Raw genomic sequence first — 19,816 nt, 5'->3', positions numbered from 1 at the left:
ATCTCTTCCTCCCTTTGTGTCGTGGAGCCGCTCCGTACAGGTGTTGCCGACGTACGCCCCGAAATCTATTGGTGAGAGCGTGAAAGCATGATTCTGCAACGCATAGCAAACCGTGGTTTCCGGCTGGGGTCACTGTTCGAGCGCGCAGCGGCACGTCATCCTTCCAACATCATCATCCTGGACCACGACCTCGACATTGCGCCGCAGCTCGGGCGCCGCGCCACCGTAGCCGAAATAGCCGAGACCGTCGCCGATATGGCGTCGCGGCTGTGGGCCGCGAAGGTCAGGCCGGGCGAACGAGTCGTCATCTACAAGTCGAACGCCTTCGACATCGTGCTGCTCGCGTGCGCCGTCGCGCGGGTCGGCGCGGTGCCGGTGCTGCTGTCGCCGAAGCTCGACGGGGAGACCGTCGCCGAACTGGTGCGCCGGACGGACCGGCCGCACCTGGTCACCGACCAGGCCAAGATCGAACAGGAACTGCCGGAAAGCATCTTCGAGCTGAGCGAGCGGGTGCTGCTGACCTCCGGCAGCCACGCGGACGCCACGGACCTGCACGCGCTGGCCGGTGCCGAGCGCGTCGAGGGCCTGACGATGCCGCCAGAACACCCCACGCTGATCACCCACACCTCCGGCACCACCGGCACGCCGAAGCTGGCCGTCCACACCGGCCGCACTCTCCAGGCGCGCTACCGGCCACAGGTGTCCGCGCTCTCGCCGATCGTCCGCGGGCGCGAAACGATCGCCATGCACGTGTCGTTCGTGCACTCCCGGATCTTCACCGCGCTGGCCATCTCCCTCTTCCGCGGCTTCCCGATCGTGATGCTGGTCGAGTCGGAGGCGAAACACGTCGCCGACCTGTTCGCGCAGCTGCGGCCCGGCATCCTGGAGGCGCACCCCAACTCGTTCATGCAATGGGAGGAGCTGGCCGACGACCCGCGCGGCCCGCTGCGCAACGTGAAGCTGTTCAGCAGCACGTTCGACGCCATCCACCCGCGCACCGTGCACCGGCTGCTGCACGCGACGCGCCGCCGCGCGCCGCTGTTCGCGCAGCTGTACGGGCAGAGCGAGGTGGGCCCCGCGGTGGCCCGCGCGTTCTCCAAGCGGCGCGCGCTCGAAGCGGACGGCCGCTGCGTCGGCATGGCCATCCCCGGCATGACCGAGGTCAGGGTCGTCAGCCGCAACGGGAAGCCGCCGTCCGAGCAGCACCCCGGGTACATCGAGGTCCGCAGCGACGGCCGGATCGTCACCTACCTCGGCGAGCAGGAACGCTACGACGCGCAGGTCACCGACGGCTGGTGGCGGATGGGCGACGTCGGGTACCGCACGAAGTGGGGCTGCGTGCACCTGCTGGACCGCGAGGTCGACCTCATCGAGGACTTCGGCAGCACCCTGGCCGTGGAGGACCAGCTGTTCGGCAAGCTGGACAACCTCGTCGAGGTCGTCATCGTGCCGGACGAGAACAACGTGGCCACGCCCATCGTCTGCACCCGGGACGACGAGCCGCTGGACCTGGCCGCCTGGCGCTCCGCGGTCGCGGGCCTGCCGAAGATGGCCGAGCCGGTGCAGTGGAAGCACGAGGACCTGCCGCAGACCGCCACCACGAAGATCAAGCGCCTCGAACTGGCCAGGATTCTCGCCGAACGTGCCGCCTGACCCTTCCCGGCGGCCGGCGGGCCCGGCCACCTCGCGGTGGCCGGGCCCGCAGCACGTCAGCGTTCCCCCGGCACCTCGCGCGCGAAGTGCAGCGCGGATATCGACATGCGCCACGCGTGGTAGAAGCGGTGCGCCCCGTGGTTCGCGGTGCCCGAGTCCAGCTCGACCCTGACGCACCCGGCCCGCGCGGCCCGGGCCGCCAGCTCGTCCATCAGCAGCCGCCCGACTCCGCGGGAACGGCGCTCCCGCTCCGTCACCAGATCGTCCACGAACAGCAGCCTGCCCCGGCTGGTCGCCAGCACCCGGTGCGAGGCCACCCCGGGACAGCGGCCCTCCCGGTCATAGGCCGCGGTGAACACGAGCCCCTGCCGGTGCGCCTCCCCGGCGAACGCGGAGAACGCCTCGGCAGTCAGCCCCGGCCGCAAGACCCGGATCAAAGGCGCCACATCCCGCTCAAGCCGGTCATCCCCCGGCGCTATATCAGCGAACTCCAGCCGCACGCCGGCCATCCTAGGCTCCGCCCGGTTCGGTCGAACCCCCTTCCCCTTCGCTACCATTGAGTGCATGGATGACTACGCTCCGCTCGAAGGGCTGCACAAGCTGGGCCCCTGGGACGCCATCCCCATTTCCGCGGCCGACGGGCAGTTGCGGGTGCTCGCCCGCAGGGTGGCCGATTCCCGGGAAGAGATCGCGCTGACCGACGAGAACGGGAAGATCGTCGCCGTCGTCATGAGCGTGGCCAAGCTCGAAGACCTCGAAGACGATCTCGCCATCGCCCGCAATGAGATTGACCGGCGGGATGGCAAGGAGCCGATCTCACACGAGGAGTTGGTGGCCAAGCTGAGGCGTGGCGAATGAGCCGGGGACGTGTGCAGTACACCCCGGAGGCGGAACGCTCGCTGACTCGGTTACGCAAAGCCGACCCGGAAGGCGTCGACCAGGTTCTGGACAGCATCAACCTTCTGCTCAGGAACCCGCGCCCCTCGGGTGCACACTCCTACGGAGGTGACCAGTTCCGCATGCGCATCTGCTTCTACCGAGTGCTCTACACGATCGTGAGCAGTAAGCCGCTGGTCATCAGCGTCGATCATGTAGGCAGAGGCCGAACCCCCTGACGTGCGTTCCCCGTCCCGGGCCCGTCGCCCTGTGCGGGGCGTCGGGCCCGGGACGGTTGGTGTAGGGGCTTTTCAGGAAAGCAGCGTTGCCAGAAAGTCGCCGTTCGCGCCGAGGTCATGTCCGAGGACGATGGTGTGCTGGGGAAGCCGGGTGAGCAGCGCGGTGACGGCCTGGCGGCTCTCCTCCCGCCCGCCGCCGTCCACTCCGGCCGCGAGTTCGAAGACGTCGGGGTAGCGGTCTTCCGTTGCTCCGGTCATGAAGTCGCGCTCGGTCAGGGGTCGGCACACCTCGGCCGGGGCGGGCGTGGTGTCCGGGGCGACCTGGGGGAACAGCAGTCCTGCGGCCTGGCCGTTGGTGGCGAGATCGACTCCGAACCAGTGGGGGAACTGGTCGGGGAAGATCTGTGCTTTCAGCTCCCGCTTGCCGTTCCACAGCGGCTGCCGATGGCCGGCCAGGAGGGCATCGGTCACCCGCTGGTCCTGGGTGGGGTGGAGGGCTTCCCCGGCGTGGGCGCCGCCCATCCGGACGTCTGCGGCTTGGGTGTTGGTGAAGCGGGCCCGGGGGCGACGACGGCCTGGCAGTTCGCCATGGTGACGGGACGAGCGGCGTAGGGGCGGACCGGGGAAGCGAAGGCCGTTCCCATGTCTTCCAGATCGGCCACGAGAGCGCTGGTCTGCTCCGTCGTCCGGGATGCCACGAGGACTTCCGAGAACAGGCCGCAGATGACCAGCGCGCCGGCAACAGCTTGCCCTACCGCCCCGGCTCCGATGAGTCCGACCGCCTGAAACGGGGGCGCCGGGCGCGTCATGACGCCATCGCCGCGGCCCGGTCGATCATCCGCTCCCACGCCTGGTGCGGCTCCGCTCCGGTCACCAGGTCGGCGCTCACCGACTCGGCAAGGTTGCTCACCTCGACAGCGCGTTGCACCAGCCTGGCGGCCTGGGGCGGCAGGGGAAGTGAAGCGGGGGCGGAGAGGTAGGTGCTGAGGACGTTCACCGTGTCCATCAGCCACAGCACAAGCAGCTGGTGCAGCCACACCCGTCGCGACCGCGAGGACAACCCGACGGGCCGCTGCCGCCGTCGGTGGTGGGTGGGCCAGTAGCGTGGTGCGCATGCGCCTGCTGCTGACTTCGGACACCCACGTGCCGAAGCGCGCCCGGCAGTTGCCGGCGGAGCTGCTGGCCGAGGTGGCGCGCGCCGATGCCGTGATCCACGCTGGGGACTGGGTCGACACCGCGACTCTCGACCTGCTGCTCGCCCGCTCGCGCCGCCTCATCGGCGTGTACGGGAACAACGACGGTCCGGCGCTGCGCGCCCGCCTTCCGCGGGAGGCGTTTGCCGAACTGGGCGGGCTGCGGTTCGGCGTCGTGCACGAGACCGGACCGGCGCGCGGCCGGGAGGCGCGCTGCGCGGCGCGGTACCCGGGTCTCGACGTGCTGGTGTTCGGCCACAGCCACATCCCGTGGGACACCACGGCCGCCGGTGGGCTGCGCCTGCTCAACCCCGGCTCGCCGACCGACCGGCGGCGTCAGCCGTGGCACACCTACCTGACGGCCACGGCCTCGGGTGGGCGCCTCGGCGAGGTGACGCTGCGTCGCCTGCCGCCCCGCGGCTGAACGGCGCCGGGCGGTCCCGATTACCCCGCTGTGACCGGGCGGTTGACCCGTTTCCCTACGGTTTCCCTCGGTTCGGTGCGGCGATGGGAACGCCGAGATCTGCGCGGCGGTCGGCCGCGGTGCCACCCGGCGAAACCCTAGGAGAGTTCCGTGCGAGTCTTGTTCACCGTCTGGCCGGCGGCGGCACACCTCTACCCGAGCGTGCCCCTGGCCTGGGCCCTCCAGGCGGCGGGGCACGAGGTGTGCGTGGCGTCCCGGCCGGCCCTGGCGGACGCGGTCGGGGGTGTCGGCCTGTCCGCGGCGGCGCTCGTCGACGAGGCGGAGCTGCCGCGTTCCGTCGGCGCGAGTAATCCGGCGTCCGAGGAGTCGCGGCGGACCCTGGAACGCATCACCGAGGCCATGGCCGTCGGCCGGGACGACCCGGTCGGCTTCCACGTCTGGCGCTGCCACCGGGACTACGCCGTTCCCGCGGTCGACGATCTCCAGCCGATCGGCGCCGACCCCGCCGCGCCTCAGCCGGTACTGGACGCGCTGGTGGCGTTCTGCCGCGACTGGCGGCCGGATCTGGTGCTGTGGGACCCCACGACCCCGGTCGGTGCCGTCGCGGCGAGGGTCGTGGGCGCCGCGCAGGCCCGCTTCCTGTGGGGGCTCGATCACATCGGCTGGTCGATGGACCGCTTCGCCCGCCGCAAGCGGGAGTTGGGCGGCGCGCTGAAGGACGAGGACCCGATCGTCGAGGCGGTGCGGCCGATGGCAGAACGGTACGGGTTCGAACTCGACGACGAACTGCTGCGCGGCCAGTGGACGGTGGACCCCATGCCGGCCGGCATGCGGCTCCCCACCGACGGGCGCGTCGTGCCGATGAGCTGGGTCCCCTACACCGGCTCCGGCGTGCTGCCCGACTGGCTGCACGCCTCGTCCGGACGGCCGCGCGTGGCGCTGACCCTGGGCGCGTCGATGCGCGCCTTCGGCAAGGACAGCAAGCCGCTCATCGCCGACCTGCTCGAAGCGCTCGGCGCGATGGACGTGGAGGTGGTCGCGACGCTCAACGCGGCGCAGCTCGACGGCATCGCGCACCTGCCGGGCAACGTGCGGGCCGTCGATTACATTCCGCTCACGCAGCTGCTGCCGACGTGCTCCGCGGTGATCCACCACGGCGGCTACGGCACGGTGTGCGCGGCCGCCGCGGCCGGCGTTCCGCAGATCGTCGCCATCGACGGCGACAACGTCATGGAGGGGCCGGTCAGCGGACACTACCTGACCGGCGCGGGCGCGGGCCTGCTGCTGCGGCACGAGGAGTCGTCGGTGGCCGACATCCGCGCGATGACGTCCCGGCTGCTCGCCGACCCCTCCTTCCGGGCGGGCGCCGCGGCGCTGCGCAGCGACCTGCTCGGCGCCCCGGGGCCCGCCGAAGTGGTCCCCGTGCTCGAACGGTTGACGGCGCATCACCGCGCCGTCGACTGATGCCAAATCAACTACCTGCGGCGCATGGCTAATTAGAGTGCTCGATCCAGCTCCCGTGTTAGCCTCCCTTTCAATAGAGCGATCCATCCAGTGAGTCAGAGCAAGGGGTTCTCATGTCGAAGCAGCCGGTCACGGTCATCGGGCTGGGCCCGATGGGGCACGCCATGGCCAGCACGTTCGTGGACAACGGCCACGCGGTGACCGTCTGGAACCGGACGGCGAGCAAGGCCGACGGCCTGGTGGCCAAGGGCGCCACGCTCGCCCAGAGCCCCGCGGCCGCGCTGTCCGCGAGCGAGCTGGTCATCCTGAGCCTGACCGACTACGACGCGATGTACGCGATCCTGGGGGACGCGACCGACGCGCTCCGCGGGCGGACCCTCGTCAACCTCAGCTCGGACACGCCGGACAAGGCCCGCGCTGCGGCGGCCTGGGCGGCCGAGCACGGTGCGCAGTACCTCACGGGCGGTGTGCAGGCATCGCCCGTCGGCATCGGCGACCCGAAGACGTTCACCTTCTACAGCGGCCCGGCGTCCGTCTTCGAGGCGAACAAGGGCGTGCTGGAGCTGCTCACCGGCACCGACTACCGCGGCGAGGACCCGGGCCTGGCGGCGCTGTACTACCAGCTCCAGCTCGACGTCTTCTGGACGACCGCGCTCGCCTGGCTGCACGCCCTTGCCGTGGCGAACGCCAACGGCATCTCCGCGCAGGACATGCTGCCCTACGTCTCCGGCACGGTCGCCGGGATGCCCGACTTCTTCGGCTTCTACACCGCGCGCATCGACGCGGGCGAGCACCCGGGCGACGTCGACCGGCTCGCGATGGGCGTGGCCAGCGTCGACCACGTCGTGCAGACCGCCAGGGACGCGGGCATCGACGCCACGCTGCCCGCCGCCGTGCTGGAGGTCTTCGAGCGCGGCATCGCCGCGGGGCGTGCCGACGACAGCTTCACCAGCCTGATCGAGAGCCTCAAAAAGCCCTCGGCCTGACCCCGGCTCTTGTCCGGCGCGTCGCCCGGGCACCGGCCGCGCGCACGGCCCGGCCGGTCGCTCAGCGGTAACTCGCGATCAGCCGGGCCAGGTGGGCGCCGGCCGCGTTCAGGGGATCGTCGGCCCGCGAGACCTGGGCGGTCAGCTCGGCGCCCTGCACCGTGCTGATCACGGTATGGGCCAGGGCCCGTGCGTCGTCCTCGGCAAAGCCCGTGGCGCACAGCTTGTCGTGGACCAGCGCGCGCCAGCGCGCGAACGCCTCGGCCGCCGCCGCCTGGAGCTCGGGGAACCGGCCGTAGGTGCCCAGCGCGGTGGTGGTGACGGGGCAGCCGTCTAGCCAGTCGGAGGCCCGCAGCCCTTCGGCCAGGATGCGGGTGAACACCACGAGGCCCCTGGCCGGGTCCTCCTCGGCGGCGAACACGGTGCTCAGCTCGTCGATGAACTCCTGGCTGCCGCGGCGGATCACCCCGATCGCCAGCTGCTGCTTTCCGCCCGGGAAGAAGTGGTAGACGGAGCCGAGCGTCGCGTCGGCCTCCTGGGAGATCTGCTTGATGCCGGTGCCGTCGTACCCCTGCTGCTGCATCAGTCGCGAGGCGGCCCGGAGGATGCGCTCACGAGTGGCGACAACGGGTGCGGCGGCCGCCGCCGGCCGTTTCGGGGCACGCAGTGGCGTTCTCTCCATCCCATGAGGTTATCAGCCGCCGCCTCCGTTATGGAGGGCCCCGACGGGCGTCCGCCCGGCCCTGCCAAGGGAGTTACCGGCCAATGAGCGGCATTTCGTTAGCCTTCTCAGGCCCGTTCACGTCATAACTGGCCCCCGCACATGGAACGTCACGTAGGGAGATCGGAATGGCCTCCGCCGAAGCGGATTTGCTGGTGGTACTTGAGGCGGTGCGGAAAATTGCACCGGCGCTCAGAAGCAACGCCCTGCGTGCCGAGAACGAGAACTGGATTCCCGACGAGAACATAGCACTGCTCGAAGAGGCGGGCGTTTTCTCCGTCGCCGTACCGGAAAGATTCGGGGGCTTGGACCTGCCCGTGGACCGGCAGGCGGCGCTGCTCGCCGAGATCGCGCGCTACTGCGGCTCCACGGGGTGGGTCGCCATGGTCTGGGTGACCACCGCCTGGATGGCGAGCCTCTACCCGGACCGCGCCCAGGCCGAAGTGTTCGCCGGAGGGAGCGTGCGCGTCTCCGGCGGCTTCACCCCATCCGGCACCCTGGTGCCGACCGAGGGCGGCTACCTGCTCACCGGCACCTGGCGGTTCAACACCGGTGTCAAAGGCGCGGAATGGAACGTGTGCGCGGCGGTCGCCGAGTACCAGGACGGGCGGACCGAGGAGCTGTTCCCGCTGGTCCCCACATCAGCATTGTCCACGGGCGACGACTGGGACGTCTTCGGCGCGGCCGGCACCGGCAGCGTCACCTCCACGGCGAAGGACGTCTTCGTGCCGGCCCACCGCGTCGTTGATGCCGCGGTGTACGAGGCGGCCACCGGCAACCGCTGGAACGCGGAGGTGCACGGCCGGAACTACCACCTGCTCAGCTACATTCTGGCGGGCGGGGCCTCGGTGTTCACCGGTCTCGGCCGGGCCGCCCTCGACGCGTTCACCCAGGCGCTTCCCGGGAAGGGCATCACCTACACGAACTGGGCGGAGCAGAACCAGCATCCGCACATCCAGATCCAGGTGGCGGTCGCCGCCAACAAGATCGCCTCGTGCGAGGCGCTTCAGGAGTCGTTCCTGCGGCCGATCCAGGGGCGCGCTGACCGCGGCGAGCCCCTGACGCTGGCGGAACGGGCCACGGTACGCGGCCAAGTGGCCCACATCGTGCAGACGACGAAGGAGGCGGTCGGCGAACTCGCCGCGCTGAGCCCGGCCTCGGCCATTTCGCGGAGCAAGGAGTTCCAGCGCATTCACCGGGACATCCTGGCGCTTTCGCTGCACGGGCTGCTCGCCCCCATCGGCTCGCTGGAAGTTCAGGGGCGCGTCCTCCTCGGACTCGAACCCGGGACCGATTACCTGTGAGGCTCATGACCGCAGGCTGAAAGGGGTCCCGTTCGGTCATGGTGCCGTTCGCGCGGAACACGGCAAGGAGCCGCCGCCGCACGAACGGTGTCATGTCCGCCGAGGCGGTATCCCATGCCGACCACGACGGCCACACCCTCCTGTGAGGGTTCCCTCACATCGGGAACCAGCGCTCCCAACCGGGCCTCTACTCATAGGAGTTGAATGATCTACCCGACACCGCGCGGAGGGGAGCGCGGCGTTCGGACCGATTGCGCCGGACAGCGAAGGCGCCGTCCATGGCCGTTCGCTGAAAGGCAGCCGACCAACAAGGAACTTTCGTGAACTCTCGTGCATCAAGACCTGCAACCCAATGGCGCATCGGGCGACGCTCGCTGCTGAAGGCGGCCGGTGCGACCGCCGCCGCCACGGCAGCCTCCGGAATGACCGCCGGAATCGCCCGAGCCGCAACGAAGAGGAATGCGGCGGGGGACGAGATAGCGGACGCCATCATCATAGGCGCAGGCTATGCAGGTGGAACAGTGGCTCGTGAGCTGTCTGCCCAGGGAATGAGCTCCATAATCCTCGAAGCACGCGACCGGATCGGCGGCCGTATCTGGACCGACACCTTCGCCGGTGCACAGGTCGAGGTCGGCGGCGGCTGGGTGGGAGCCCAGCAGGTGCTGGTTCAGCGGGAGCTGAGCCGCTACGGCATCACCACGGAAATCGACGTGGCCCCCGAGCGGATGATGCTGCCGTCCGAGAACGGCTTCGAGAGCATGACGCCGGCGGAAGCCCTCGCCGTCCTCAGCCCGCTGTGGGCCGAGTTCTACGCCGGCGCGGACGACTACTTCGAGCGCCCCTCCGAGCCCCTGTACCGCAGGGACCTGCTGGAGGGCGTCGACTGGAAGTCCCTGGCCGACCGGCTCGACGAAATCGCGCTCTCGCCCACCGAGTTCATGCGGCTCAACGGCGAGACCTCGATGTACTCGGGCGGCCCGAGCACCATCGGCGCACTCACCGGTATGGCGCAGTGGTTCCAACTCGCCGGCGGCACCTACGGCAGCTTCCTGTCGACGGCCGACAAGCCGGCGGGCGGCATGATCGCGTTGCTCGACGCCATGCTCGACGACGCGCAGGCCGACGTGCGCTTTGACTCCCCGGTCACCAGTATTACCGAGTCCGGTGGGCAGGTGACCGTGGAGACCACCGGCGGTGCCACCTTCGCCGCGCCGGTGGTCGTCGTGGCCACGCCGACCAACGTGTGGAAGCACATCTCCTTCCAGCCGGGGCTGCCCCCGGCGCAAGCGGCTGCGGCCGGCGACGGCATCGGCGTTCCGCACTCCAAAAAGATGTGGCTCCACGTGAGCAACAAGGAGGCTGTGACGGTCCAGGCCGAGGAGGGCGCGCCGATCGCGATGCTGATGGCCGCCCAGGAGCTGGAGGAAGGGCGCCTGATGGTGGCCTTCCCCGGCCCTTCGCTCGACACGAGCGACGCGGCTGCCGTGCGGCAGGCCGTACAGCAGCTGCTGCCGGACACCTCCGTCCTGGAGTACCGCTCGCAGGACTGGGGGCGTGACCCCTGGTCCCGCGGCGGCTGGGGCTTGCGCAGGCCCAACCAACTGCTCGACCTGTTCCCGCAGATCGAGGAGCCGCACGGGCGCATCCTGTTCGCCGGCGCCGACATCGCGCAGGGCTGGCACGGTGCCTACATCGAGGGCGCCGTCGAGTCCGGGCTACGCGCGGCACAGCAGGCGCTGTCCCTGGCATGACACCCGGCCGTCCCCGGCCGCCCCCGTGGGCGGCCGTGGGCGGCCGCGGGCGGCCGGTCCGCGTCGCGCCGGGGCGGTGCCGTAATTTGGGGAGCAGTCCTGTCCGGTGCCGGGCCCGTCCGGCACCCAGAGCCCAAGGAGACCTCATGGCCGTATCGCTGTCCAAAGGCGGAAACGTCTCGCTCACCAAGGAGGCCCCCGGCCTGACCGCCGTCGTCGTCGGCCTCGGCTGGGACGTGCGCGTCACCACGGGCACCGACTTCGACCTGGACGCCAGCGCCATCGCCGTGAACGCGAACGGCAAGGTGTACTCGGACAGCCACTTCGTGTTCTTCAACAACAAGCAGACGCCGGACCAGACGATCGTCCACGCCGGCGACAACCGCACCGGCGAGGGCCAGGGCGACGACGAGCAGATCAACGTCAACCTGGCCGCGCTCCCCGCGGACATCGACAAGATCGTCTTCCCGGTGTCGATCTACGACGCCGACTCCCGCAAGCAGAACTTCGGCCAGGTGCGGAACGCCTACATCCGCATCGTCAACCAGGCCGGCGGCACCGAGATCGCCCGCTACGACCTCAGCGAGGACGCCGCCACCGAGACCGCCATGGTCTTCGGCGAGCTGTACCGCAGCGGCGCGGACTGGAAGTTCCGCGCCGTCGGCCAGGGCTACGCCGCCGGGCTCGCGGGCATCGCGCAGGATTTCGGCGTCGCGCTCTGACGCCCGCCGCGCGCCGCCCGCCCCGGTCGGCGCGCGGCTCACTCCGGCAGGTCGGAACAGCTGGCCGCCGGCGGCGGCTCCGCCGCGAGGAACACCGTCTGCGCCATCATCCGGAAGCCCGACATCCGTTCACGGAAGATCTCGATGGACTCCTCCGGGTGCACCGAGTCGATCACCGCGTGCTCGCCGACGGCGTTGAACTGGTGGCTGACGCCCCGCGGTATCTGCACGTCGACGAAGGAACAGGGCGGCACCACGAGGTTGTACCGGGTGCGCGCGGCCCCGGGCGGGGCGTCGGGCAGCGCGTCCTCGAACGTGCGGGGAAGAAAAGGCGTCACCCCGGGAACGTTCCGCACATCGAACGGCGAAAGACTGCTCACCCGGATTCTCGTATCAGGGCCCGTCATCATGCGCACGAAGCGCAAACCGGTGTGGACGTGCATGCGCGAACACAAGTCCCGTTCCGCCACATCGTAGAAATCCATGAGGTAGCGATCCGCGAAGAAGCCGTCGAAAGGCGCCTCCAGCATGTAGACGTCGCCCTCCTCGAACGTCTGGGAGCGCACGATCCCGTCGCCGTCCGGAGTCGTGGCCGCGGCACTTGACTTCGCGTTCCGCACCAGCCGCGCGAACGCGCCGACGACGACGAGCGCCGCGTCCGCCGGGAGTTCGAGCACCGGCGTCACGACGCACCGCGCGGCATCGGTGAAACGCGCGACGTCGTGCACCTCGTTCTCCGCGTCGGCGCTGACTTTCATTCGCTCATTCGACAAAACGGCCAACTCCCCGGGCGATAAGGCGCGGTCACGGCGCGGCGGAATTACTCCCGGATGCTAACAGCGCGGTTGTCGGGCCCCGCGGGCATCTCCCGCGCCGCGCGGTGCTCGTGTACGATCGCCCCGGCACATCGCGGAACAAGGGGGGACCGCATGATCTGCCCGCGCTGCAACACGGAGCTGAAACGCACCGAGCGCACCGACCGGACGTGCTCGTCCTGCCAGCGGCCGTTCGCGCTCGAACCCAAGGAAAACGTGCTGCGGCTCCATGACGTCCGCGTGCACCGGCTCGCCGGGCGGCTCGGGGCGGAGGGGCGGCACACCTACACCGTTCCGCAGCTCTGGTACGCCGCGGCGCGCGGGCGCATACCCGCGGTGGACCACGACTACGAGGGCTGTCTGCCGGTCGCGACCGGCATGCTCACCGTCGCCGTGCTGATCACCGGCGCCGCCACCGACTTCGGCTCCGACGCGTTCGTCATCGCCCTCCTCATCGCCCTGGCGCTGCTCCTGCTTGCCGTGATCTCGGTCGTGACCGGCCGCCGGAAGGCCAGGCGCTGGGGGCGGGTCGAGGTGCCGATGCAGCTCCACGACTTCCGCGGCACCGAACTGGTGCGGTGGCAGCAGGTCTACGGCGCGCTGCCGGCCGGCTGCGTGGACGAGACCCGGGTCACGCCCGCTCCCGTCCGGGAGCCCGCACTCGCGCTGCTGTGCCCCGACCGCGCGGTGCTGGCCTGCCTCGCCGCGAACGGCGTTCAGGAGCGGCACCGCATGGCCCTGGCCGCCCGCCTCGACGAGGTCCCGCGGGACGTTCCCGTGCTCGTGCTGCACGACGCGGGCGCCGACGGGCTCGCCCTCTTCGGCGCGGCCCGTGCCGCGCTGGGCGAACGGGCCCAGGGTGTCGGCCTGTTGCCGCGTTCCGTGATGCACAGGGACCGGGCCAAGGCCGTCCTGCTGCGCACCAGGCCCCTGCGCGACGCCGAGTTGGCGGCCCAGATCCAGGCCCTGCGCACCTCGCCCGCGCGGCTGACGGAGGCGGAGGTGGCGTGGGCAGCCGACGGCTGGTGGTCGCCGGTGGCCGCGGTGCCGCCCGCCAAGCTGCTCGCCGCCGTGGACCGCGCGGCCGGGCGCGCGGCGGAGCGTGCGGCGGAAGCCGCCGACCCGGCCCGGCGCGAGGCCAGGCAACTCGGCTTCCTCACCTGGCCGGAGGCAGCGTGAGCCCGTGGCACGCCCTGTTTGAGCGCGCGCTGCGCGCCGCCGCCGAGCGGGCCGCGGACCCCGGCGGCCTCCGGTTCACCGAGCGCCAGCTGTACTACGAGCTGTGCCGCGGCCTGCGCCCCTGGCACCGCGCGCCGCGCCGCCCTCCGTTCAGCACCGGACCGCCCGTACGCACCGCCGCGTTCTCGGCCGCGCTGCGCCGCGCCGGGGACCTGCCGGGGCTGCTGCCGCCCGCCGCACCGCCCACCCGCCGGCCGGCCGGGCGCCACACGCCGGAGCCCGACCTGTTCGACTACGGGCTGCCGCGGCTGCTGGTGTGCGAGTCGGACGACATCGCCCGCATGCTGCGCGCCAACGGGCTGCCGATGGAGTCCGCCTGCCCCGTCTACGGCGCGGGCGAACTGCCTCTCGACGCAGGCGTGTTCACGATGCTCACCCAGGCCGAACGGGCCACGGTGTACGTGCTGCACGACGCCTCGCCCGCCGGGCTCGCCTTCGCCGCGCGCGTCGCCGGCCTCGCCGGAGTCCCCGACGGGGTCGGGGTCGTCCCGATCGGGCTGCGCCCGCGGCAGGCCGGCGCGCTGCACCTGCCGCACCGCCCGCGCGGTCCCGCCGCGGCCGGTGCCGCCGGTGCGGACGCCGGAGCCCCGGCCGACCCGTGGGAGCGCCGCTGGCTCGGCCGCGGGCGTGCTGTCGAGGTGGCCGCGGTCCGCCCGGCGGCCCTGCTGCGCACCGTTCACCGGCTGGTCCGTGAGGTCAGGCGCAGGCCGCCGCCCGCCGGGCTGCGCCGCGCGCGCGAGGCGGGCTTCCTCAGCTGGCCCGCCGCATGAACAGCCGCATGAACAACCGCACGAGCAACCGCATGAGCAACCGCATGAGCAACGCCGGGCCCGCACCACGCACACCACTCACACCACTCACCTGAAGAAACGGACTGAGAGGCAGTGTCGCAGCCGCACACGCAGGAGACGACCTACACGGACGAACTGCTGGCCGACCGTTCCGTGCACCGCCGGTACTCCGACGGCCGTCAGGAGTGGCGCAGCCGCGGCAGCCGCGGCGAGGTGAGGTGGCGCGACGACAGGGGCGACGCGGGCACCGACGAGCCGCTCGGCCGTGATCTCGTCAAACGGACCTTCGACGACGGCCGGGTGCTGTACGGCCGGGAGGGCGGCTACGGCCGCACGCTGTGGAGCAACGGTGTGCTGACGGTGAACAGGACGTCGCTGGGCGGGCGTATGGGCACCGTGCTCGCCGCCGTCGCGGGCGGCGCCCTGGTCGGCGCGGTCCTCGCGCCGCCGGCCGTCCTCTCGCCGGACGAGGAGGAGGAACTCCGGCGGGAGGCCGAGGCGCAGGCGGGCGCCGGGGGCGGCGGGGGTGGTGGCGAGGGCGGCGAGGACGCCGGTTACGGCGACTGGGGCGACGCGGGCGGCGCCGAGGACGACTTCGGCTGAGGGGGAGGGGAGAGGGGAACGTGGCGCGATGGGGTGCCTGCCTGGCCGCGGAGGGCGCGGCCGGGCTGCTCGCCGCGGCGGGCGGCCGTTCCGTGACGGCCGTCGGGCGGCAGGCGCTTGGGCTGCTCGACGGTCCCGGCACGGCCACCGGCCCCTTCCGGGCGGCGGGGCTGACGGCGGTGGGCGAGGTCACGCTGTTCAACGCGCCGGAGCTGCGCGCCCGGCTCGGCGCGGGCGCCGTGCCGCGGGACTGCCCGGACGGCGAACTGCTGCTGCACTGCTATGCCAAGCTCGGCACCGCAGGACTGGCCGCGGCCGACGGCATGTTCGCGCTGGCCGTCGCCGACGGCGACGAACTGGTCCTCATCCGCGACCACGTCGGCGCGCGCACCCTGTTCACGGCACGCGCGGGCACCGCCTGGGCCGCGTCGACCTCGCTGCGCGCGCTCGGCCGCTGGCCGGGGCTGCGCACCGGGCTGCACCTGCCCGCGGTGCGGTCGTTCCTCACGTTCGCCTACCTGCCCGGCCGGGAGACGCTGCTGCGCGGCGTCCACGAGCTGCTGCCCGGGCGCTGCCTGCGGCTGCGGGCCGACGGCACCCGGACCGAGGAGACGTTCTGGGAGCCGGCCGAGGACGTCGAGGAACTGCCGCCCGCGGAGCACGCCGCGCGCCTGCGCGCGCTCCTCGAAGACGCCACGGCGCGGCGGCTGCCCGCCGCCGGGCCGGTCTCGGTGCTGCTGTCCGGCGGCGTCGACAGCAGCCTGGTCACGGCGCTCGCCGCCCGGCTGCACGACGCGCCGGTGCGCTCCTACTCCATCGGCTTCGGCGGGGACACCCAGGACGAGCTGGCCTACTCGGGCCTGGTCGCCGCCCACTGCGGTACGGAACACCGCGTGCTGACCGTCCCGGGCGCCGCGGTCGCGGCCCGGCTGCCGGAGACGGTCGCACTGCTCGACAGCCCCGTCGGCGACCCGCTGACCGTGCCCAACCTGCTGCTCGCCGAGGCGGTTTCGGCCGACGGGGCGGACGTGGTGCTGAACGGTGAGGGCGGCGACCCGGTGTTCGGCGGCCCGAAGAACCTGCCGATGCTGATTCACGAGCTGCACCGCGAGGACGCCTCGCCCGCCGCGCGGGCACGGGCCTACATCGACTCCTACCGCAAGTGCCACGGCGACCTGCCGGTGCTGCTGACCGCGGACGCGCTCGCCCGGCTCGCCGACGCGCCCGAGCCCGCGGAGGCCGTCGCGCCCTACCTGCGGCAGGGCCGCATGACCGGCCTGCTGAACCAGCTGCTGCACGCCAACCTGCGGACCAAGGGCGCCCACCACATCCTCACCAAGGTGGAACGCATCACCGCCGCCACGGGCCTTGAGGGCCGCGCCCCGCTGTTCGACCGGGCGGTGATCGACCACGCCTTCCGGGTGCCGCCGCGGCAGAAGCTGTCGGGCACCACGGAGAAGTGGATTCTGAAGGAGGCCGTGCGGGATCTGCTGCCCGCCACGATCGTGGACCGGCCCAAGAGCGGCATGCGGGTCCCGGTGCAGCAGTGGCTGGACGGGCCGCTGCGGGACCTGGGCCACGACCTGCTGCTCGGCCGGGCCGCCCGCGCCCGCGGCCTGTTCCGCGAGGACACCCTGCGCAGGTGGCTGCGCCGCGAGGGAACGCTGCTGCCGCGCCAGGGCGGCAAGCTGTGGCTCGTTCTCACGCTGGAGCTGTGGCTGCGGTCCTTCGACGTGGGCGCCTGAGTGCGCCCGAACGGCGGGCCCGTGCCCCGGCGTTCGGCCGGGGCACGGGCTGCCGGGATGGGGAGCCGGTGCGCGGGTCAGGCCGCCCGGCGGGCCTGCCGGCCCGCGGGGGCCGCGGCGGCGGTGCCGCCGGGCGCCCACGCGGCGGGCCGGTCGGAGCCGGACGCCGCCGGGTCCTGGGTGATGGTGAAGGGGGAGCCGGGTTCGATGTGGATGTCGCCTTCGGCGGAGTTGGTGATGGTGACGTCGGTGAGGGTGGCGTTGCCGCGGGCGCCGCCCATGGCCAGGATGCCGGAGCCGTGGTTGGAGCGGTCGATGGTCACGTTGGTGATCTGTGCGTCGGGAACGGCGCCGCCGCCGGTCTTGAACTGGATACCGTCGTAGGTGGAATCGTGGATGTCGGTGTCGCGGATGGTGACACCGGGGATGTCCTGGGCGGCGGCGAAGAGGGTGATCGCGCCGAACTCCTGCGCCTCGCCCCAGAACGCGCCGCCGCAGCGGTGCAGTTCGTTGTTCGCGATCAGCGTCTGCCCGGAGAACGGCAGCGGGTCATGGTCGGTGGCCAGCATGATCCCGGGATAGTTCATCGTGTCGGAGATGACGTTGTTCTCGATGGTGTTGCCGTACCCGCCGTAGACCGCGATCCCGTTGGCCCGCCAGGGCAGCTGGATGGTGTTGTTCGCGAAGGTGTTGTCGTGCCCGATATCGGTGCCCGGGTCGGCGACGTAGCGGCTGGCCCACACCGCCAGCGCGTCATCCCCCGTGGTACGGAAATGCGAGTCGGTCACCTGGGAGTTGCGGGTGCCGTTGGTGAAGTTGATACCGTCGGCGTAGGTGTTGCGGATACGCATACCGGAGAACTCCACACCGTCACCCGGCCCCCACAGCTCGGGGATGTTGCTGTGGTCGCGCCCGACCCACACCCCGACGTTCGCGTGCTCGATCCACACATTCGCGATGCGGGTGCCCTCCCCGAAGCGGCCGTTGAGCCCGACCCCGCCCTCCGCGCCGCCGTCCCCGCCGCGGATCGTGCCCGAGCCGAAGATCGCGATATCGGAGATCCGCGTGTTCGCGTCGATGTCGAACCCGAAGTTCCCCTCGTGCGGGTGGTTGATCCCCCCGGCCTCGTGCGGCGGGGTCAGCGTGTAGAACCGCGAGTGCCACATCCCCGCCCCGCGCAGGGTCACATCCCGGATACCGACCTGGTTGTGCGGGCCGCGGTCCAGCGGGTCGTCGGTGAGGATCTTCTGCTCCTGGCGCCACTGCCCGGCCGGCACCCACACACAGTCGATCTCCCCCTCCTGATCGGCCGTCACCGCCGCCTGGATCGCCGCGGTGTCATCCAGGCCATCGTCCGCGACCGCGCCGAACTCCGTGATCGACACGCAGCCGGCCGGCCGCGGCAGCGGCGCCGCCACCTCCTCCAGATCGATCAGGTCCACGTAGTAGAAGTCCGCGGTGTCATCCGCGTCCCGCTGCAGCCGGAACGTCGTCCCGGCCGGGTAACTGTCCTCCAGCAGCGCATGGGACTCATCGAACAGCCGCCGCGCGTCCCCCTGCGGGGTGTTCGTCAGCCCTTCCGGGTCATCGGTGTTCCCGTACAGCCAGCTGTGCCGCGAGGACAGCGTCAGCTTCTGCACGAACTCCCCGTCCGCGTACAGACTCAGGCTCGCCTCCTGCCCCCCGCCGCCCGGCGCGTCCGGGATCGAGTTGCGCACCACGATCGAGTTCGTCACGTTCACCGAGGTGAACTCCACGAACTCCCCCGTCGCGTCCAGCCGCACCGACGCACGCCCCGAGGACTCCGTCCCGAAGTTCGTGTGCCCGAACGTCCGCTCCGCGTCCGCCTCCACCAACGTCCCCTCGAACACCCCCGCCTCCGCCTCATACTCCACAAACGGCAACGACGCACCACGTCCCACCACGAGGGAGTGGCTGAGGGTGTTGTTGGCCTCGTTGGTCTCCGCCACGGCCTCGGTGGCGTCCGCGGTGGCCGTGAAGTCGGCCCCGCCGTCGACCGCGGTCCAGCTGCCGTCGAAGGCGACGGTGACCGTCTCGTCCGCGCCGACCGGCGGGGTGGGGGCGTTCAGCGTGGTGCCGGCCGTCGTCAGCCGGGTGACCGTGGCGGCGGTGACGTCGCTGGTGCCGCGGTTGCGGACCTCGGCGGTGAACGTGACCTCCGCGCCGACCGCGGGGTTCCGCGGGCTCGGGGTGATGCCGAGGACCTGGAGGTCGGGCCCCGGGCGCACGCCGACCTCCAGGCGGTCGGGTGCGGTGAAGTCGTTGTTGGCGTTGTCCTGTTCGACGATCTCGTCGTCCGGGTCGACCGTGGCCGCGACGCCGTGGCTGCCCTCGGACAGCGCACCGACGGGCACCTGGACCGTGGCCGATTCGCCCGCGCCGAGCGCGCCCACCGGCGCGCTGCCCGCGACGGTGCCGCCGACCCGGACGTCCACCGTGGTCGCCGCGGCGTCCGCGGAACCCTCGTTCGCCACGGTCGCGTTCACCGTGACCTCGTCGCCGTCCACGGGGGAGGCGGGTGTCCAGGTCAGGTCGGTGACGGTCAGGTCGGGATTGGGCGCCGGGGTGCCGAGGACCTGGAGTTCCGCCACCTGGCCGCCGGGGGCACCGGTGTTGCCGTGGAACGTGAGCCGCACGTCGGCGGCCCGCCCGTCGACGGGAATGGTCACCGTGTTCCGGTTCGCGGCCGGGCCGAAGGCGTGGTCGGCGCGGTCCGCGAGCGGGGTGAAGCCGGCCTCGCCCTGCGCGCGGCCGAGTACCTGGACGTCCTGTGTGCGCGGTCCCCAGATCGGGTCGGGGTTGAGCTTGACGACGACGGCGGAGAGGTCGGCGTCGGTGCCGAGGTCCACGGTCAGCGTGGACGGGAAGCCGTTGGACTCCCAGTAGGTGGTGACGTTCCCGTCATTGGCGTTGGCGGCGATGTACGACTGCGTCGTGGAGGACGCCTCGATCGGCCGGCCCGCGGCCAGATCGGTGTCGGCCGCGGCGGAGGCGGTGGTGGGCAGGAGTCCGACGGCGAGCAGGCCGGCCGGCAGGCAGGCGGCGAGCAGCCGTCTGCCGTGTTGCTTCCATGTCATGGGTGTCCTCTGTTCCCTGTGAACGGGGGGACTGCGGCAGGCCGGACCAGGAGCCCGCCGGGAAGTTGCAACAAGCGTGCAGAGATTTGCGTAAGGAAGTTGAGCTCTTGCGGCTTGGTGGGAGAGTTTTCAAGCGTGTCATGGGTTTGTCAACGGTTTCGGCACGCCCGTCCTGCCGAGGGGTGCCCTATT

General features: G+C 71.6%; 20 protein-coding genes. 13 read left to right on the top strand and 7 right to left on the bottom strand.

What is annotated here, in order from left to right; translation table 11 throughout:
- Positions 1 to 87: 87 nt before the first annotated feature.
- Complete coding sequence (locus RM779_RS02275; protein WP_311615188.1) at positions 88 to 1,653, top strand: class I adenylate-forming enzyme family protein; 1,566 nt, start codon at positions 88 to 90, stop codon at positions 1,651 to 1,653.
- A 56-nt stretch (positions 1,654 to 1,709) separates the two neighbouring features.
- Here the strand turns inward: RM779_RS02275 and RM779_RS02270 are convergent, their stop codons facing one another.
- Entirely contained in the window at positions 1,710 to 2,078 is a 369-nt protein-coding gene (locus tag RM779_RS02270) for a GNAT family N-acetyltransferase (RefSeq protein WP_311615186.1), read from the bottom strand.
- 139 nt (positions 2,079 to 2,217) lie between these two features.
- Here RM779_RS02270 and RM779_RS02265 point away from each other — a divergent pair, with 139 nt between their 5' ends.
- Both RM779_RS02265 and RM779_RS02260 read left to right on the top strand, forming a co-directional pair.
- A complete protein-coding gene (locus RM779_RS02265; protein ID WP_311615184.1) occupies positions 2,218 to 2,511 on the top strand; it encodes a hypothetical protein in 294 nt (97 codons plus the stop codon).
- Between the two features lie 11 nt (positions 2,512 to 2,522).
- A complete protein-coding gene (locus tag RM779_RS02260) occupies positions 2,523 to 2,768 on the top strand; it encodes a type II toxin-antitoxin system RelE family toxin (RefSeq protein ID WP_311615182.1) in 246 nt (81 codons plus the stop codon).
- Between the two features lie 72 nt (positions 2,769 to 2,840).
- Here RM779_RS02260 and RM779_RS02255 read toward each other — a convergent pair whose 3' ends face one another.
- The 3 genes from RM779_RS02255 to RM779_RS02250 are packed head-to-tail and all read right to left on the bottom strand — an operon-like array spanning position 2,841 to position 3,807.
- Positions 2,841 to 3,239 carry a hypothetical protein gene (locus tag RM779_RS02255; protein ID WP_311615180.1) on the bottom strand — a complete coding sequence of 133 codons (399 nt, stop codon included), beginning with the start codon at positions 3,237 to 3,239 and terminating at the stop codon, positions 2,841 to 2,843.
- Positions 3,236 to 3,577, bottom strand: a complete 342-nt coding sequence (locus tag RM779_RS33615) for an NAD(P)-binding domain-containing protein (protein ID WP_394813199.1) — start codon at positions 3,575 to 3,577, stop codon at positions 3,236 to 3,238. The genes RM779_RS02255 and RM779_RS33615 overlap by 4 nt, the downstream gene beginning before the upstream one ends.
- Positions 3,574 to 3,807: a hypothetical protein gene (locus RM779_RS02250; protein ID WP_311615179.1), complete on the bottom strand. Its 234-nt coding sequence runs from the start codon at positions 3,805 to 3,807 to the stop codon at positions 3,574 to 3,576. The genes RM779_RS33615 and RM779_RS02250 overlap by 4 nt, the downstream gene beginning before the upstream one ends.
- Positions 3,808 to 3,881: 74 nt before the next feature.
- On the opposite strand from RM779_RS02250, the gene RM779_RS02245 reads away from it, so the two are divergent.
- The 3 genes from RM779_RS02245 to RM779_RS02235 all read left to right on the top strand — a co-directional run bounded on the left by RM779_RS02245 (position 3,882) and on the right by RM779_RS02235 (position 6,835).
- The gene (locus RM779_RS02245; protein WP_311615178.1) at positions 3,882 to 4,385 is read left to right on the top strand and encodes a metallophosphoesterase family protein; all 504 of its coding nucleotides are present in this window, start codon (positions 3,882 to 3,884) and stop codon (positions 4,383 to 4,385) included.
- A 150-nt stretch (positions 4,386 to 4,535) separates the two neighbouring features.
- A complete protein-coding gene (locus RM779_RS02240) occupies positions 4,536 to 5,849 on the top strand; it encodes a nucleotide disphospho-sugar-binding domain-containing protein (protein WP_311615176.1) in 1,314 nt (437 codons plus the stop codon).
- Positions 5,850 to 5,962: 113 nt separating this feature from the next.
- On the top strand, positions 5,963 to 6,835 hold the full coding sequence (locus RM779_RS02235; RefSeq protein WP_311615174.1) for an NAD(P)-dependent oxidoreductase: 873 nt from the start codon (positions 5,963 to 5,965) through the stop codon (positions 6,833 to 6,835).
- Positions 6,836 to 6,896: 61 nt separating this feature from the next.
- On the opposite strand, the gene RM779_RS02230 is transcribed toward RM779_RS02235, so the two are convergent.
- A complete protein-coding gene (locus RM779_RS02230) occupies positions 6,897 to 7,517 on the bottom strand; it encodes a TetR/AcrR family transcriptional regulator (RefSeq protein ID WP_311615172.1) in 621 nt (206 codons plus the stop codon).
- A gap of 167 nt (positions 7,518 to 7,684) precedes the next feature.
- On the opposite strand from RM779_RS02230, the gene RM779_RS02225 reads away from it, so the two are divergent.
- The 3 genes from RM779_RS02225 to RM779_RS02215 all read left to right on the top strand — a co-directional run bounded on the left by RM779_RS02225 (position 7,685) and on the right by RM779_RS02215 (position 11,333).
- Positions 7,685 to 8,860 (top strand): acyl-CoA dehydrogenase family protein, encoded by a 1,176-nt coding sequence (locus RM779_RS02225; RefSeq protein WP_311615170.1) that lies wholly within the window; start codon positions 7,685 to 7,687, stop codon positions 8,858 to 8,860.
- 320 nt (positions 8,861 to 9,180) lie between these two features.
- Complete coding sequence (locus tag RM779_RS02220) at positions 9,181 to 10,611, top strand: flavin monoamine oxidase family protein (RefSeq protein ID WP_311615168.1); 1,431 nt, start codon at positions 9,181 to 9,183, stop codon at positions 10,609 to 10,611.
- Between the two features lie 146 nt (positions 10,612 to 10,757).
- Entirely contained in the window at positions 10,758 to 11,333 is a 576-nt protein-coding gene (locus tag RM779_RS02215; RefSeq protein ID WP_077058888.1) for a TerD family protein, read from the top strand.
- Between the two features lie 38 nt (positions 11,334 to 11,371).
- Here RM779_RS02215 and RM779_RS02210 read toward each other — a convergent pair whose 3' ends face one another.
- Complete coding sequence (locus RM779_RS02210; RefSeq protein ID WP_311615166.1) at positions 11,372 to 12,091, bottom strand: hypothetical protein; 720 nt, start codon at positions 12,089 to 12,091, stop codon at positions 11,372 to 11,374.
- Positions 12,092 to 12,262: 171 nt separating this feature from the next.
- On the opposite strand from RM779_RS02210, the gene RM779_RS02205 reads away from it, so the two are divergent.
- The 4 genes from RM779_RS02205 (at position 12,263) to RM779_RS02190 (ending at position 16,526) form a co-directional block, all read left to right on the top strand.
- A complete protein-coding gene (locus RM779_RS02205; protein WP_311615164.1) occupies positions 12,263 to 13,327 on the top strand; it encodes a hypothetical protein in 1,065 nt (354 codons plus the stop codon).
- On the top strand, positions 13,324 to 14,157 hold the full coding sequence (locus RM779_RS02200; RefSeq protein WP_311615162.1) for a hypothetical protein: 834 nt from the start codon (positions 13,324 to 13,326) through the stop codon (positions 14,155 to 14,157). Before RM779_RS02205 ends, RM779_RS02200 begins: the two co-directional genes overlap by 4 nt.
- A 114-nt stretch (positions 14,158 to 14,271) precedes the next feature.
- Complete coding sequence (locus RM779_RS02195) at positions 14,272 to 14,781, top strand: hypothetical protein (protein ID WP_311615160.1); 510 nt, start codon at positions 14,272 to 14,274, stop codon at positions 14,779 to 14,781.
- Positions 14,782 to 14,801: 20 nt separating this feature from the next.
- Complete coding sequence (locus RM779_RS02190) at positions 14,802 to 16,526, top strand: asparagine synthetase B family protein (RefSeq protein WP_311615158.1); 1,725 nt, start codon at positions 14,802 to 14,804, stop codon at positions 16,524 to 16,526.
- A 77-nt stretch (positions 16,527 to 16,603) separates the two neighbouring features.
- On the opposite strand, the gene RM779_RS02185 is transcribed toward RM779_RS02190, so the two are convergent.
- A complete protein-coding gene (locus RM779_RS02185; protein ID WP_311615157.1) occupies positions 16,604 to 19,624 on the bottom strand; it encodes a CARDB domain-containing protein in 3,021 nt (1,006 codons plus the stop codon).
- Positions 19,625 to 19,816 lie beyond the last annotated feature (192 nt).

This window comes from Streptomyces johnsoniae (assembly GCF_031845565.1).
GTDB classification, from domain to species: Bacteria; Actinomycetota; Actinomycetes; order Streptomycetales; family Streptomycetaceae; genus Streptomyces; species Streptomyces johnsoniae.
Note: the sequence above shows the minus strand (reverse complement) of the source record. Positions and strands in the feature narration are given on the sequence as shown.

Coding starts and splice junctions, on each gene's coding strand:
- RM779_RS02275 (WP_311615188.1), top strand. CDS start 88: ATGATTCTGCAACGCATAGCAAACCGTGGTTTCCGGCTGGGGTCACTG.
- RM779_RS02265 (WP_311615184.1), top strand. CDS start 2,218: ATGGATGACTACGCTCCGCTCGAAGGGCTGCACAAGCTGGGCCCCTGG.
- RM779_RS33615 (WP_394813199.1), bottom strand. CDS start 3,577: ATGACGCGCCCGGCGCCCCCGTTTCAGGCGGTCGGACTCATCGGAGCC.
- RM779_RS02245 (WP_311615178.1), top strand. CDS start 3,882: ATGCGCCTGCTGCTGACTTCGGACACCCACGTGCCGAAGCGCGCCCGG.
- RM779_RS02235 (WP_311615174.1), top strand. CDS start 5,963: ATGTCGAAGCAGCCGGTCACGGTCATCGGGCTGGGCCCGATGGGGCAC.
- RM779_RS02230 (WP_311615172.1), bottom strand. CDS start 7,517: ATGGAGAGAACGCCACTGCGTGCCCCGAAACGGCCGGCGGCGGCCGCC.
- RM779_RS02225 (WP_311615170.1), top strand. CDS start 7,685: ATGGCCTCCGCCGAAGCGGATTTGCTGGTGGTACTTGAGGCGGTGCGG.
- RM779_RS02215 (WP_077058888.1), top strand. CDS start 10,758: ATGGCCGTATCGCTGTCCAAAGGCGGAAACGTCTCGCTCACCAAGGAG.
- RM779_RS02210 (WP_311615166.1), bottom strand. CDS start 12,091: ATGAAAGTCAGCGCCGACGCGGAGAACGAGGTGCACGACGTCGCGCGT.
- RM779_RS02205 (WP_311615164.1), top strand. CDS start 12,263: ATGATCTGCCCGCGCTGCAACACGGAGCTGAAACGCACCGAGCGCACC.
- RM779_RS02185 (WP_311615157.1), bottom strand. CDS start 19,624: ATGACATGGAAGCAACACGGCAGACGGCTGCTCGCCGCCTGCCTGCCG.